At 69.1% G+C, this 14589-nt stretch carries 12 protein-coding genes and 1 pseudogene; 11 read left to right on the forward strand and 2 right to left on the reverse strand.

Going from position 1 to position 14589, the window contains the following annotated elements:
• Positions 1-682, forward strand: a pseudogene (locus ON27_RS07940) (hypothetical protein); the annotation flags it as partial.
• Between the two features lie 81 nt (positions 683-763).
• The gene (locus tag ON27_RS07945) at positions 764-2569 is read left to right on the forward strand and encodes a dynamin family protein (protein WP_051046327.1); all 1806 of its coding nucleotides are present in this window, start codon (positions 764-766) and stop codon (positions 2567-2569) included.
• A 13-nt stretch (positions 2570-2582) separates the two neighbouring features.
• Here the strand turns inward: ON27_RS07945 and ON27_RS07950 are convergent, their stop codons facing one another.
• Positions 2583-4583 (reverse strand): glycoside hydrolase family 15 protein, encoded by a 2001-nt coding sequence (locus tag ON27_RS07950; protein ID WP_043721816.1) that lies wholly within the window; start codon positions 4581-4583, stop codon positions 2583-2585.
• 110 nt (positions 4584-4693) lie between these two features.
• Between ON27_RS07950 and ON27_RS07955 the strand changes: the two genes are divergently transcribed.
• The 9 genes from ON27_RS07955 (at position 4694) to ON27_RS07990 (ending at position 13933) form a co-directional block, all read left to right on the forward strand.
• Positions 4694-4972, forward strand: a complete 279-nt coding sequence (locus ON27_RS07955; protein ID WP_043721818.1) for a hypothetical protein — start codon at positions 4694-4696, stop codon at positions 4970-4972.
• A gap of 377 nt (positions 4973-5349) precedes the next feature.
• Positions 5350-5439 (forward strand): Ms4533A family Cys-rich leader peptide, encoded by a 90-nt coding sequence (locus ON27_RS45770; RefSeq protein WP_312038717.1) that lies wholly within the window; start codon positions 5350-5352, stop codon positions 5437-5439.
• Positions 5440-5641: 202 nt separating this feature from the next.
• A complete protein-coding gene (locus tag ON27_RS07960; RefSeq protein ID WP_043721822.1) occupies positions 5642-6688 on the forward strand; it encodes a sulfate ABC transporter substrate-binding protein in 1047 nt (348 codons plus the stop codon).
• A gap of 129 nt (positions 6689-6817) precedes the next feature.
• On the forward strand, positions 6818-7618 hold the full coding sequence (cysT, locus tag ON27_RS07965; RefSeq protein WP_051046330.1) for a sulfate ABC transporter permease subunit CysT: 801 nt from the start codon (positions 6818-6820) through the stop codon (positions 7616-7618).
• A 67-nt stretch (positions 7619-7685) separates the two neighbouring features.
• Complete coding sequence (gene cysW / locus ON27_RS07970; protein WP_043721826.1) at positions 7686-8492, forward strand: sulfate ABC transporter permease subunit CysW; 807 nt, start codon at positions 7686-7688, stop codon at positions 8490-8492.
• Complete coding sequence (locus ON27_RS07975; RefSeq protein ID WP_043721828.1) at positions 8489-9484, forward strand: sulfate/molybdate ABC transporter ATP-binding protein; 996 nt, start codon at positions 8489-8491, stop codon at positions 9482-9484. The genes cysW and ON27_RS07975 overlap by 4 nt, the downstream gene beginning before the upstream one ends.
• Positions 9485-10063: 579 nt before the next feature.
• Positions 10064-11170, forward strand: coding sequence for an Hsp70 family protein (locus ON27_RS07980; RefSeq protein ID WP_245559857.1), 1107 nt, complete (start codon positions 10064-10066; stop codon positions 11168-11170).
• Positions 11171-11329: 159 nt separating this feature from the next.
• The gene (locus ON27_RS07985) at positions 11330-12337 is read left to right on the forward strand and encodes an AurF N-oxygenase family protein (RefSeq protein WP_051046328.1); all 1008 of its coding nucleotides are present in this window, start codon (positions 11330-11332) and stop codon (positions 12335-12337) included.
• Positions 12338-12343: 6 nt separating this feature from the next.
• On the forward strand, positions 12344-13933 hold the full coding sequence (locus tag ON27_RS07990; RefSeq protein ID WP_043721836.1) for an FAD-dependent oxidoreductase: 1590 nt from the start codon (positions 12344-12346) through the stop codon (positions 13931-13933).
• Between the two features lie 61 nt (positions 13934-13994).
• Here the strand turns inward: ON27_RS07990 and ON27_RS07995 are convergent.
• Positions 13995-14589 (reverse strand): SDR family NAD(P)-dependent oxidoreductase (locus ON27_RS07995; RefSeq protein ID WP_043721847.1); only part of this gene is annotated, 595 nt, incomplete at its 5' end.

Here is a 14589-nt window from a genome sequence, read left to right on the forward strand (position 1 = left end):
GCCGACGACGATCGTGAAGACCACGCCGACGCCGAGCGTGCCTGGCGAGGTGACCACACCGTCCGCGCCCAAGACGCCGGATCAGGACGTCACGAAGATCCCGGGCGCCACCACGCTGCCGCACGGGGGCATCACCACCGCGCCGGACGTCGTGACCACGAAGACACCGGGCGCGACGATCACGCAGGCCCCCACGCCGACGCACGGCTCGACCACCCCGGACGACGATGTGACGACACCGGGCGGCGTCACCGGCCGCCCCGGCACCGGCGGCACGTCGCACAGCAATTACCCGACCGACGACGTCCCGACACACAACCTGCCGACCGACGACGTGCCGACCGTGAGCAGGCCGTCACAGCCGACGTACACCGCGCCGGACCAGCCGACCTACAGCGCGCCGGCGCACGCGCCTACCATCGAGCCGCATACTCCGGTGACACCGGCGCCGGTCGTGCCCGCGCCCACCCAGGCGCCGATCAAGCCGCAAGTGATCGATCCGAAGCCGCAGGGAATCTCCGCGCCGATGGCCGCCGACACGTCGATGGTCGCCGAGCACGGCTACGGCCACTCCGCCCTGACGTCGGCCTCCTACAGTGGACTGTCGGGTGGGCTGCTGCCGGACCCGGCCACAGCGGGTGTGCACCAGGCATCCGACGTGTCGGACATCTCGCTGATATAGCAGGGCCGTGCGAGGTCGGCGAGGACTGCGGAGCGTCCGCAGGGGGTACCAGAACCAGAGTCACGAGAGTAAGGAGGAGGGTTGTCTGCCGCTGCCGGGCTGAAGGCCGCGACGGTGAAACATCCGGACGCGATGGCCCCGCTCATCCGAATACTGGACGAGTTGCGGGAGACGGCCCGCTCCGCGGGACGCGACGACCTCGGCAGCCGACTGAGCATGGTCCGCGCCAGGGTGAGCGATCCCCGGGTCCGGCTCGTCGTCGTCGGCCATCCGAAGAACGGCATGAGTACGCTGGTCAACAGCCTGGTCGGTGCCTCGGTCAGTGCGACGAACAGTGATCTGAGCGTCCCGGTGATCGTCGAGTACGGCCCCGAGCCGACCGCGACGCTGGTGCGGCAGACCGAGTACGGCCGCACCGAACGTCAGTCGGTCGATCCGCTCGATCCCGGCCCGGCGCTGGCCACCCAGGGAGTCGTCCGCGCGGAGTTCACCCAGCCGAGTCCGCTGCTCGCCGACGGTGTCGTGGTCATGGACGCCCCGGGGGCCCTCGGCGACAACCGCACCACCTGGTCGATGATCGCCGCCGCCGACGCCGTGCTCTACGTCGGCGACGCGAGCGCCGAGCTGACCGTGGAGCAGATCGCCGAACTGCAGCGCATCCAGCGGATCTGCCCGACGGTGGTCTGCGTGTTGAACAAGATCGATGTCTATCCGCACTGGTCGCACACCCAGCAGCGCAATCGCGAACTGCTGGACTCGGCGGGGCTGGGTTTCGCGGTGGCGCCGGTGTCGGCGGAGTTGCACCGGCAGGCCGGGATGACCGGCGACTACCAGCGCGACATCGAATCGGGCGTGCCGCAGCTGATCGATCACCTGCGCGACTACGTGATCGCCCGGGCGGACGCGGTGGCGCTGGAAGCCGCCGTCCAGGACATCCGCCTGGTCTGCGACCACCTGGCGCTGTCGCTGCGCACCGAGGCCGAGGCGCTGCGCGATCCGCGGCGGCGCGCCGAGATCACCGAGCAGCTCGTGCGCGCCCGTGACGAGGCCGACCAGTTGCGCCAGCGCACCGCGAACTGGCAGGTCACCCTGGTCGACGGCGCGACGGAGCTGATGGCCGACATCGAGCACGATCTGCGCCACCGGCTGCGCAGTCTCATCCGCGACGCCGAGGCCGAGATCGCCCAGACCGATCCGGCGCGCCGGTGGAAGGATTTCGGAGCCGATCTCGACGCGCGCATCTGCGAGGCCGTCGAGGAGAACTTCGCCGTCGCGCACTACCGCTCGATGGAGCTGTGCGAGCAGGTAGCCGCCAAATTCCCGGCCGACAACCGCGCCGCGCCGCTGCCGGACCTGCGTTTGGACAACCCCGGTGAGGTGCTCGAGGCGGTGCAGCCGCTGGAGCCGTTGGAGAGCGCCAAGGCGGGGGTGACCCAGCAGTTCCTCACCGGTCTGCGCGGCTCCTACGGCGGCATCCTGATGGTCGGTCTGGCCACCAGTCTGCTGGGCATGTCGCTGGTGAACTGGTACTCGGCGGGCGCGGGTGTGCTGCTGGGCGTCAACGCGCTGTGGGACGACCGCAAGAATCGCAAACTGCGCCGCCGGGCCGAGGCCAAGGTGGCGGTCGCTCGCCTGATGGACGACGTGATCTTCCAGGTCGGCAAGGAGTCGCGCAACCGCCTGCGCGCCATGCAGCGGGTGCTGCGCGACCACTTCACCGACATCGCGACCGAGGTCTCGCGCGGCGCGGACGACGCGCTGCGGGTGGCCGAGGAGAACTACGGCAAGTACGGCGACCACGCACCGGAGCGGATCGCCGACCTCGAGGCGCGGCTGGGCAAACTGCGGGTGCTGCGCGACGAGGCCGACGGGCTGGTCCCCGCGTAGGCGGGTCGCCGGGTCAGACCGGGTGGCCCTGTGGCGTGTGCGCGGGCTGGAACCGGCCCGCGTGCCGGGAATCCTCGGCGCGGATCACGTGGGTGACGGCGTTGATCAGCGCCAGGTGGGTGAACGCCTGGGGGAAGTTGCCGAGGTGGCGGCCGCTGCGCGGATCGATCTCCTCGGCGTACAGCCGCAGCGGGCTCGCGAAGCCGAGCAGGCGCTCGCACAGATGCCGGGCACGCTGGATCTCGCCGATCTCGACCAGCGCGGAGACCAGCCAGAACGAGCAGATGGTGAACGCGCCTTCCTCGCCGCTCAAACCGTCGTCGGTGGTCTCCGTGCGGTAGCGCAGCACCAGGCCGTTCTCGGTGAGCCGGTCGGCGATGGCCAGCACGGTGGCGCGCACGCGCTCGTCCTCGGGCGGCAGGAAGCGGGTGAGCACCACCAGCAGCAGCGAGGCGTCCAGGGTGTCGCCGCCGTAGATCTGGGTGAACACGCCTTCGGAGTTGACGCCGTTGGCCAGGACGTCGGCCTTGATCTCCTCCGCGATCGCGTACCACTCTCCGGCGTGCTCGTACTGACCGTGCAGCTCGGCGAGTTTCGCGCCGCGATCCAGGGCCACCCAGCACATCACCTTGGACGAGGTGAAGTGCTGCGGCTCGCCGCGCACCTCCCAGATGCCCCGGTCGGGGTCCTGCCAATGCTCGATGGCGGCGTGTACCTGGCGGACCAGCAGCGGCCACAGGGTCTCCGGCACCTGTTGGCGCGACTTCACGTGCAGGTACACCGCGTCGAGCATGGTGCCCCAGATGTCGTGCTGGTTCTGCTGGTAGGCGTTGTTGCCGACGCGCACCGGCCGGGAATGGTCGTAGCCGCTCAAGTGATCGAGGATGAACTCGTCGAGCTGCCGTTCGCCGCCGATGCCGTAGAGCACCTGCAGCGGAACCGGTTCGCCGTTCTCGCCGGTGGTCGCGTCGTTGAGGAACGCGAAGAAATCGTCGGCCTCCCGGTCCAGGCCGAGCGTGTACAGGCCCCACAGCGCGAAACTGGAATCGCGCACCCAGGTGTAGCGGTAGTCCCAGTTGCGTTCTCCGCCAGGGGTTTCCGGTAGGGAGCTGGTCGCGGCCGCCATCAGCGCGCCGGTCGGCGCGTAGGTGAGTCCCTTGAGGGTGAGCGCGCTGCGCTGCAGATAGTTGCGCCACGGATGATCGGGGAATTTGCCGAGCGTGATCCACTGGCGCCAGCATTCGGTGGTCTGCCACATCTTGTTCGCGGCTTCTTCGAAGGTGCGCGGCGCAGGCAGCTCCGACCAGGTGAGCGCGACGAAGACCTCGTCGCCCTCCGTCATCCTGGTGCGGGCGCGCGCTTCCCTGCCCTCCAGGCCGAGGCGCAGATCCGTGGTGAGCACCAGCGTCGGGCCCGCGCTCGGATCGTCGCTGCGCACCGCGGTGGCCTCCTCGTACACCTTGCCGGTGTACTCCCAGCGGGCGGTGGCCCGGTGGAAGTCGAACGCGGGCTCGCAGCTCATCTCGAGCTCCACCGTGCCGTTCACGCATTTCACCGTGCGCAACAGCAGGTGCTCGGCATCCCAGTCCATCGGGGTGCGCCGGTGGGTCTTGCTGCGCTGGTCGTTGTTGTGCCAACGCCCGAGCACCAGCGCGTCGCGCACGATCAGCCACCCCGTGCCGGTCTGCCAGGTGGTCTCCAGGATCATCCCGCCGGGCAGGTAGCGGCGAGCGGCGGGCACGTTGACGCCGTACGGTCCGAGCCGGAAGTGGCCGGCGCTGCGGTCCAGGACGGCCCCGAAGACGCTCGGTGAATCCGGCCGCGGCACACACATCCACTCCACCGCGCCGTTGCTGGCGACCAGGCAGTTGGTTTCGCAGTCGGACAGGAAGGCGTAGTCGTCGACCGGCGGGTAGGCGCCGTGACGATGCGGTTCGGACAGGCTGGCCGGCTCGGACAAGCTCGTCGGCAGGCCGTCGGAGTCGTTCAGGGTGAGGTCATCGGAGGACGCCATACCCCATCTTCGGGCCGATGGCGCCCGGCGTCCACCACTCGGCGGCGCACGCCGGCCGCCGCGGCCGACGGTCCGGTGGAACCGGCCGCCGGACCCACTAGGCTGGAGTCGTGCATCGCATCGCAGGATGGTGGGACGGCTTCGAGCTGTGGGTGGCGGGACTGCCGTTCATCCCGCAGTTCCTCGTCGTCCTTGTCGGCATGGTCCCGATCAGCTTCGCCATCGCCTACGGGCTCGATCGGGTGCTGCGTGCCGTGCTGCGCATGCGGGACCGCCGGTACGGCGTCGCGGCCGCGCCGGTGCGGCCCGTCCCGGCCGGCGCGGCGGCGATGCTCGAGCCCGAGCCGGTCGCCGAGGACCGCACCCCGGTACAGAGCGGGGCCCACTGATGCCTCGCTCGCGAGTCCAACTCGCTTTGGTCGCCCTGCTCGCGCTCATCGTCGTCGCCTGGCTGATCAGCCGCTGACGCGCACCCGCTGAGGTGCACCCGGTGCGGTCGGCCCGCGCCGCCCGCCGAACACCGGGACTGGCGCACGGGCGACGGTGCTCGCCGCCGTCGCCGGTCCATCCAGAGTCACGCCGAGCCCCCGTCGGTGACCGCGAGATAACCGAGCGGTGCGGTCGGCGGTGCGCCGCCGAGTGCGGGTGCTCAGGCCCCGCGAACTCCGCGCGCGGACGATCCGCGCGGCTGGTCATCGGGTGAAACCGCCCTCTTCCTGCGACTCTTCGATTCGAACTCCGTCGTCCGCTCTGCTAAAGTCTGCCCGTGTCTTCGAGCGCCGTTCCGCAGGTCCGCCATGAATTGGCGTTGATTGCTGTCGGCGATCTCGCGGTCGCGGATATCTACTGTCGCTGATCGGCAACCGGGCACGTCCGCGTCACGTTTCCAGCAGACTGGCGCGCTTTCCGCGGATGTGCCCTCTCCCGGCGGCCCGTTGGGCCGATAGTCGCGCTGCTGCCGTATCGCTCGACCGGCAGATCTGCTGAACCGAATAGATTGTCGCCCGTCACCGATGTATTACCGGACAACTGGCGGTCCGTACGAAAGGTCCACCCCGATGGCACGCAAATCTTGGCTTTCGCCGCGCCGACGCTACGGCGCCGTCGCCCTCGCCGCACTCGCTGCGGTCGCGCTGACCGCTTGCGGCGGTGGAGCCAGCGACACCGTCGGGGGAAGCGAAGCGGACGGCAGCGGCGGCACCCTGAACCTCTACGCCTACGCCGTGCCCAAGCCGGGCTTCGACAAGGTGGTTCCCGAGTTCAACAAGACCGAGCAGGGCAAGGGCGTCCAGATCCAGCAGTCCTACGGCGCCTCCGGCGACCAGTCCCGCAAGGTGAAGGACGGCGCCGAGGCCGATGTGGTGAACTTCTCGGTCGAGCCGGACATCACCCGCCTCGTCGACGCGGGCCTGGTGGACGCGAGCTGGAACGCCGATGCCACCAAGGGGATCCCGTTCGGCTCGGTGGTCGCGATCGTCGTGCGCAAGGGCAACCCCAAGGGCATCAAGGACTGGGACGACCTTCTGAAGCCGGGCATCGAGGTGGTCACGCCGAACCCGTTCAGCTCCGGTTCGGCCAAGTGGAACCTGCTCGCGCCGTACGCGGCCAAGAGCGACGGCGGCAAGAACCCGCAGGCGGGCCTGGACTACCTGAGCAAGCTGGTCTCCTCGGAGCACGTGAAGGTGCAGCCCAAGTCCGGTCGCGAGGCGACCGAGACCTTCCTGCAGGGCACCGGCGACGTCCTGCTGAGCTACGAGAACGAGGCGATCTTCGCCGAGCGCAACGGCGATCCGATCGAGCACATCGTCCCGCCGGTCACCTTCAAGATCGAGAACCCGGTCGCGGTGCTGAAGAACAGCAAGAACCAGCAGAAGGCCGTCGCCTTCCGCGACTTCCTGTTCACCGCGGAAGGCCAGAAGGCCTGGGCCGACGCGGGCTTCCGTCCGGTCGACCCGAAGGTCGCCGCCGACTACGCCAAGGACTTCCCGACCCCGCAGAAGCTGTGGACGATCGCCGATCTCGGCGGCTGGAAGACCGTGGACAAGGAACTGTTCACCCCGAACACCGGCTCGGTAGCGGTGATCTATGACAACGCGACCAAGTGATCGGGTGACCCCCGTTACACGGGATACTGGACGACTGTGACGAACAGCAGTAACGCCGGGACCGCGCAGGCGGACGGTCCCGGCGTCTCCGACGCCGCGCCCCAGGGCCGCCGCTGGAACTGGTCGTGGCTGCGCGTGACCGGCTCGGTGGGCCCGCTCGGCATCGCCACCGCGGTGCTGTGGCTGAGCATCATCGTGCTGCTGCCGCTGGCGGCGCTCACCGTGACGAGTTTCGAGGACGGCTGGTCGGGCTTCGCCGACGCCGTCACCGCGCCCGCCGCACTGGACTCGCTGCGCATCACCGTGCTGGTCTCGGTAGTGGTGGCGCTGATCAACGTGGTCATGGGCACGCTGATCGCGTGGGTGCTGGTCCGCGACGAGTTCCCCGGCAAAGGCGTCGTCAACGCGCTGATCGACCTGCCGTTCGCGCTGCCGACGATCGTGGCGAGCATCGTGCTGCTGTCGCTGTACGGGCCGCAGAGCCCGATCGACATCCATCTGAACGCGACCCAGCCGGGTCTGGTGGTGGCCCTGGCGTTCGTCACGCTGCCGTTCGTGGTGCGTTCGGTGCAGCCGGTGCTGATCGAGGCCGATCGTGAGGTCGAGCAGGCGGCGCTCTCACTGGGCGCGAACAACTGGACCACTTTCCGCCGGATCGTGCTCCCCGCGCTGACGCCCGCGATCATCAGCGGTGGCGGTCTGGCCTTCGCCCGCGCGATCGGTGAATACGGTTCGGTGGTGCTGATCGGCGGCGCGATTCCGCGCGAGACCGAGATGGCCTCCCAATACATCCAGAAGCAGATCGAGATCGACCGGCCGGTGAACGCGGCGGCGGTGTCGGTCGCGCTGTTGGCCATCTCGTTCGCGACGCTGCTCGTGCTGCGGCTGCTCGCCGAACGCAGCGCGCGCAAGGAGCAGTCGACTCGATGAGACACAATCGCGCAGCGCTCCCCGCGTCGCCGGGGTTCGGGCATTCCCACGGGACGGAGCGAGTTCGATGAGACTGCATCCGTGGACTCGCTTCTCGTTGCGGACGCTGGCGCTCGGCTACCTGTTCGTGTTGCTGGTCCTGCCGCTGATCATCATCCTGTACCGCACCTTCGAGCGGGGTGTCGGCGCGTTCGTCGACTCGATCACCACACCCGCGGCGATCTCGGCGTTCCAGCTGTCCATCCTGATCGTGGCGATCGTCGTGCCGGTGAACGTCGTCTTCGGCATCGTGACGGCGCTCGCGCTGGTACGCGGGAAATTCCCGGGCCGCAACCTGGTCCAGGGCATCGTCGACCTGCCGTTCGCGGTCTCGCCGGTGGTGGTCGGCGTCTCGCTGATCCTGCTCTGGGGCGCGGGCGGCTGGTTCGGCGGCTTGGAGGACGTCGGCTTCAAGGTCATCTTCAACCTGCCCGGCATGGTGATCGCCACCATCTTCGTGACGCTGCCGTTCGTGGTGCGCGAGGTGGAGCCGGTGCTGCACGAGATCGGCGACGACCAGGAGCAGGCCGCGGCCACCCTGGGCGCGTCCGGATGGCAGACGTTCTGGCGGATCACGCTTCCCGCGATCCGCTGGGGCCTGACCTACGGCGTGGTGCTCACCGTGGCCCGCGCGCTCGGCGAGTTCGGCGCCGTGATCATGGTGTCCTCCGCGCTGCCCGGCAAGTCGCAGACGCTGACGCTGCTGGTGCACGGCCGCTACATCAACGACCACAACACCTTCGGCGCCTACTCCGCCGCGACCCTGCTGATGGGCATCGCCCTCGTCACCCTTCTGCTGATGACCCTCCTAGAACGTAAGCGGGGCGCCAAGTGATCACCGTGACCAACGCGAACAAGAACTACGGCACGTTCGCGGCCCTCGACGATGTGACCATCGACATTCCCTCCGGGGAGCTCACCGCGCTGCTCGGCCCTTCCGGCTCGGGCAAATCGACGCTGCTGCGCTCGATCGCCGGGCTGGAATCGCTGGACTCCGGCGTGGTCAGCATCGCCGGACGCGATGTCACCCGGGTGCCGCCGCAGAAGCGCGACATCGGCTTCGTGTTCCAGCACTACGCGGCGTTCAAGCACATGACGGTGCGCGACAACGTGGCCTTCGGCTTGAAGATCCGCAAGCGCCCGAAGAACGAGATCGACAAGCGGGTCGACGAATTGCTCGGCATCGTCGGACTCGACGGCTTCCAGCACCGCTACCCGGCGCAGCTGTCGGGCGGTCAGCGTCAGCGCATGGCGCTGGCCCGAGCGCTCGCCGTCGACCCGCAGGTGCTGCTGCTGGACGAACCGTTCGGCGCGCTGGACGCGAAAGTCCGCGCCGACCTGCGCACCTGGCTGCGCCGCCTGCACGAGGAGGTCCACGTGACCACCGTGCTGGTCACCCACGACCAGGAGGAGGCGCTCGACGTCGCCGACCGGATCGCGGTGATGAACAAGGGCCGCATCGAGCAGATCGGCACCCCGGAAGACGTGTACGACCGGCCCGCGAACGAGTTCGTCATGTCGTTCCTCGGCGCGGTGGCCCGGCTCAACGGACATCTGGTGCGACCGCACGACATACGTGTCGGCCGTGACCCCGGCATGGCGCTGGCCGAACACGAGGGCACCGCGGAGTCCGCGGGGGTCACCAGGGCGACGGTGGAGCGCGTGGTCCATCTCGGTTTCGAGGTGCGCGTGGAGCTGCGCAACGCCGCGACCGGCGACCTGTTCGCCGCGCAGGTCACCCGGGGTGACGCGGAGGCGCTGCGGCTCTCGGACGGGGAGACGGTCTACGTTCGTGCCACGCGGATCCCGGAACTGCCCACGCACTAGCGGGTTCGAGGCAGCCCCGGCGCGTACGCGTTCCGCGAAGGGATGCAGCGCTGGAAGGTTGCTGTGTAACCGGACATTTGGTGCGGGCAGCTTCCTCGGGCGGTTTCTCGGCTGTCCGCCGGGGTCGGGGTGCGCGCGGCTGCCGTACCGGTGATCGCCTCGGCCCCTACGGGCGGTGCCGAAGCCGCTGCCACCGCCCGCTCGCGGGACTGCCGCCTCGGTTAATTCCTCGCACCTTCCTGTGGTGACTTGTCGCCGCGAGTCTCCGCATGTGGGAATGCTTCGCTGATCGAGGCTCGGCCTGGAAGCGGGAAACCGGCAAACTTCCACCGGGCACTGTCTATCCCCGCGTGTCGCAAGGAAATCCGACTGGACGGCATGTGTAGTGCTGGTGTGCCAGGTGAGGGCGTCGCGGAGCGCGCACGCGGCGCGGTCGCGGACAGGCGGCTTGCGGACAATCGGTTGTCCGGGGTTGGCACGAAGATCGCGGAGTGGTTGCCTGGACGACGTTCGAAGCAAATCGGCACGGCGATCGGGTGGATTGCGATGGCGGTTGGTCTCGGGTTGAGCATCGGTACGGTGAACACGGTTTCCGTTCTCGCGGAGGAAGGTTCGGCCAAAGCTCCGCCGGGGCGACGCAAAACGCAGCGCCCGCAGACCATCACGCGGCGCACCACACTGACCTTCGACAGCACCGGCGTGGCTAAGGTCGGCATGATTCCCCGGCACGGTCGCGCGGTCACCGAATTCGCCGACCTCACGCAGCGTTCCAGCACGTGGGCGCGGGTGGGCAATCGCGCGCTCGCACCGGCGGACCTCGTCGCCACGGTGGCCAAATGCCTGATCGGGGAGGCGGCGCAGGAACGTCCGGCGGGCGCCGCCGGGCTGGGCATCGCGCTGACCTACCCGGCCCGCTACGCCGACGAGCAGGTGGACGCGCTGCGAGCGGCGCTGGACGGGCTCGAGCTCGACCAGGTCGCGTTGGTCGCCGAACCCGTTGCCGCGGCGGCCTGGCTGGAAGCCGACCGCGGTCCGATGATGCCGGGTCTCGCGCTGGTCTACGACCTCGGCGGCGCCGGGCTCGACGTCACCTTGGTCCGCGTGGGCGCCGGATGCCCGCACAACCCGATCGTCGGTGTGTCGCTGCGATCGACTGAATTCGGCGGACGCGCGTTCGGCGCGCTGATCGCCGAGCACGCCGGGCCGGGCCTGACGTCGACCTCGGTCTCGGAGTCGGTCGCCGACACGATCGCCGGCGAATTGCGCGCTCGTCATGTCCGCGAGTCCATCGAACTCGTCTACCGCTGTCTGCGGGTCGCGGACGTGACCATGGCCGACGTCGACTGCGTCCTGGTGGTCGGCGGGGCGGCGCGACCGGTGGAGGTGGCGCAGGTGCTCGCCGCGGAACTGGCCAGGCCGGTGATCACCGCACCGGACCCGGAACGGACCACCGCCGACGGCGCCGCGATCCTCGGCCGGCGGGCGGCCGTCGCGGCCGAGGTCGCGGCCGAGCAGCGGCACGCCAGGCGTCGCCGGGCCCGTCGTCGCGCCACCACGCGTGCCCTGATGCTGTCGCGCCGGACCCGGCGCAGGCTGGGCCGGGTGATGGTCGTCACGAGCACGTCGGCGATCTTCGGTTTCGGGACCTCCATCCTGGCGGCGGGGGACGGGGTGCTGGTGAATTAGGCGGCGCAGGTCCGCGATGAACAGGGCCGTCCGGCGGTGCGCGTGATGAGGGCGCGCATCGCCGGACGGCCTCGGTGATTCCCGGGTTGACGTTACTCTCCGTTGGTGTAACTATGGGATACAGTTAAACGGTTCCATCGAGGAGAGGCAGTGACGACGATGTCCGCAGCCGTGACACCCGCAGTCGATCCCGATCTGGAGAAGGCGCAGGAGTACGCCGCGAAGCTTCTTCTGCTCTCCGAGGGATCGGTCAACAAGCATTTCGACCCGTTCGAGGACATCGACTGGGATAACCCCGATTTCGCCGCCGACGCGGGTGAGGAGCGCTGGATTCTGCCCGCGTCCGCCGACACGGTGGCTCGCCATCCCTGGTACCAGGCGCTGTCGAAGGAGCAGAAGATCGCCGTCGGCAAATACCGGCAGGCGAACATCGCCAAGGTCGGTCTGCAGTTCGAGTCGATCCTGATCAGCGGCATGGTGATCCACAACTTCGGCCTGCCGAACGGCTCGCCGGAGTTCCGGTACTGCTCCCACGAGATGATCGAGGAGCACAACCACACCCTGATGTTCCAGGAGATGGTCAACCGGATCGGCTTGGACGTGCCCGGCATGGGCCCGCTGGTCAGCAAGTTCAAGTACCTGGGCGCGCCGGTGGCGGCCTGGTTCCCGAACCTGTTCTTCATGGCCGTGCTGGCCGGTGAGGAACCGATCGACCACATCCAGAAGCAGATCCTGCGCTCGGGCGAAGAAGTGCACCCGATCATGCGCGGGGTGATGGCCATTCACGTCGCCGAAGAGGCCAGGCATATCTCGTTCGCGCACGAATTCTTGAAGAACCACGTGCCGGAGGCCAAGCCCGCGCAGAAGTTCATCCTGTCGCTGGCCATGCCGATCGTCATGTGGATCCTCGGCCGCGCCATCGTCACCCCGCCGCGTTCGTTCTTCACCGAGTTCGACATCCCGGAGCAGGTCCGCAAGGAGCTGTTCTACGGTTCGAAGGAGGCCAAGCAGGTCTTCAGCGACTACTTCTGCGACGTGCGCGCCCTGGCCAAGGACATCGGGCTGATGAACCCGGTCGCCAAGGCGGTCTGGAAGGCGCTCGGGATCGACGGTCCCAGCACCCGGTACCGGTCGGAACCGCTGCGCGCCGTGAGCAAGGTCGCCTGAGCCGGTATGCCGTACGTCGTCACCCAATCCTGTTGCAGCGACGCCTCCTGCGTCTACGCCTGTCCGGTCAACTGCATCCATCCCACGCCCGACGAACCGGACTTCCGGACGGCCGAGATGCTGTACGTCGACCCGAAGGCGTGCGTGGACTGCGGAGCCTGCGCCACCGCGTGCCCGGTCGACGCCATCGTGTCGGCGAAGAAGCTGACCGACGAGCAGAAGCCGTTCATCGAGATCAACGCCGATTTCTACCGGCAGACCCGCCCGCGTCCGCTGCTGGCGCGCCCGGTGCCCGCGGCGCGGATCCACACCGAGGGCGCGCCGCTGCGGGTGGCGATCGTGGGGTCGGGGCCCTCGGCGATGTACGCCGCCGACGAACTGCTGACCCAGCCCGACGTGACGGTGACCGTGTTCGACCGGCTACCGGTGCCCTACGGGCTGGCCAGGCACGGCGTCGCGCCCGACCACGACAAGACCCGCAAGGTCGGCGAGCTGTTCGACGTCATCTCCGCGCAGCCGGGCTTCGGTTCGTACCTGAATGTCGAGATCGGCGCGCACATCTCGCACGCCGAACTGCTCGACCACTTCCACGCGGTGATCTACGCGGTCGGCGCGTCCTCCGATCGCAAGCTCGGCATCCCGGGTGAGGGCCTGGCGGGCGCGGTGTCGGCCACCGACTTCGTCGCCTGGTACAACGGGCATCCGGATTACGCCGACTATGCCTTCGATCTGTCCGCCCGGCGCGCCGTGATCGTCGGCAACGGCAATGTCGCGCTCGACGTGGCGCGGGTGCTGACCAGCGACCCGCAGACGCTGGCAGGCACCGATATCGCGCCCTACGCCCTGCGCGCGCTGCGCGAGAGCAAGATCGAGGAAGTGGTCGTGCTCGGTCGGCGCGGCCCGCTCGAATCCGCCTTCACGGTGCCGGAATTCGTCGGGCTGCTGGGCTGCGATGTGGACATCGTGGTCGAGGGCGAGCTGCCCGAACGCGGCGCGGAACTGCCCTTCCACATCGAACAGAAGCTGGCGCTGCTGCACAGCGCGCGCACCCGGCCGGTCGGCGAGCGCAAGCGCATCGTCTTCCGCTACTTGTCCGCGCCCACCGAGATTCTCGGGACCGATCGGGTGACCGGCGTCGAGATCGGCCGCAACGAGCTGGTCACCGATCCGGACGGACGCGTCCGAGCCGTCGCGACCGGGGAGACCGAGCGGCTCGAGGCGGGCCTGGTGCTGACCTCGGTCGGCTATCGCGGCGTCGCGGTACCGGGCCTGCCGTTCGACGAGCAAGCCGCGGTGATCCCGAACGAGGCAGGCCGGGTGGTCTTGCAGCGCGCGGAAGGACCGGTGGTCACCGGCGCCTACGTGACCGGCTGGATCAAGCGCGGTCCGACCGGTTTCATCGGCACCAACAAGTCCTGTGCGCAGGAGACGGTGCGGCAGCTGGCCGCCGACTTCAACGCGGGCCGCCTGCCCGAACCCGCCGGTAGCGCCGCTGAGTTCGACCGGCTGGTGCGGCTGCGGCAGCCCGCGGTCCGCGCCGGAGGAGCGGCCGCGGCGCGCCCCGGCCGAGTTCGCCGCTTACTGGCCCGCGCCTGACGAGCCCGCCTCGGGACTGGCCGGTCGCACCGGTACCCGAGGCGGTCTCAGGTCCCCGCGTTCAGCGCGCGGTGAAGCCGCCGTCGATCGCCAATGCGGCGCCGGTGACGAAACTCGCCTCACCGCTGAGCAGATACGCGCAGAACGAGGCGATCTCCTCCGCCGAGGCGATGCGGCCCACCGGATGCAGCGCCTCGATGGCGGCCACCCCTTCGGGCGTCGCGCCCATCGAATTCCGGAACGCCGGCGTATCGACCGCCCCGGAGACCAGCGCGTTCACTCGGACGCCCTGGTCGGCGGCCTCGAGTGCCACGGCCCTGGTCAACCCGACGACTCCGTGTTTGGCGGCCACGTACGGCGCCACCGAGCCCATGCCGACCACACCGAGATTCGACGCGTTGTTCAGGATCGCGCCACCGCCGGAGGCGGCCAGCGCCGGGACCTGATGCCGCAGGCCGTAGAACACACTGGTGAGGTTGAGTTCCAGATCGGCGCGCCATCCGGACTCATCGATCTGCGCGACCGGGCCGAAGGCGTGCACGGCGCCCGCGTTGTTGAACGCCGCGTCCAGGCGGCCGAATTCGGACACGGCGGCCTCGGTCAGCCGGGCCACGTCCTGTTCCACGGTGACATCGGTCGGCACGAACAGCGCACGG

This window comes from Nocardia asiatica NBRC 100129, assembly GCF_000308415.1.
In the GTDB taxonomy this organism is placed as follows: domain Bacteria; phylum Actinomycetota; class Actinomycetes; order Mycobacteriales; family Mycobacteriaceae; genus Nocardia; species Nocardia asiatica.

Excerpts from the sequence above, each read along its gene's own strand:
- ON27_RS07950 (WP_043721816.1), bottom strand. The coding sequence starts at position 4,583 with ATGGCGTCCTCCGATGACCTCACCCTGAACGACTCCGACGGCCTGCCG.
- ON27_RS07960 (WP_043721822.1), top strand. The coding sequence starts at position 5,642 with ATGGCACGCAAATCTTGGCTTTCGCCGCGCCGACGCTACGGCGCCGTC.
- cysW (WP_043721826.1), top strand. The coding sequence starts at position 7,686 with ATGAGACTGCATCCGTGGACTCGCTTCTCGTTGCGGACGCTGGCGCTC.
- ON27_RS07985 (WP_051046328.1), top strand. The coding sequence starts at position 11,330 with ATGTCCGCAGCCGTGACACCCGCAGTCGATCCCGATCTGGAGAAGGCG.
- ON27_RS07990 (WP_043721836.1), top strand. The coding sequence starts at position 12,344 with ATGCCGTACGTCGTCACCCAATCCTGTTGCAGCGACGCCTCCTGCGTC.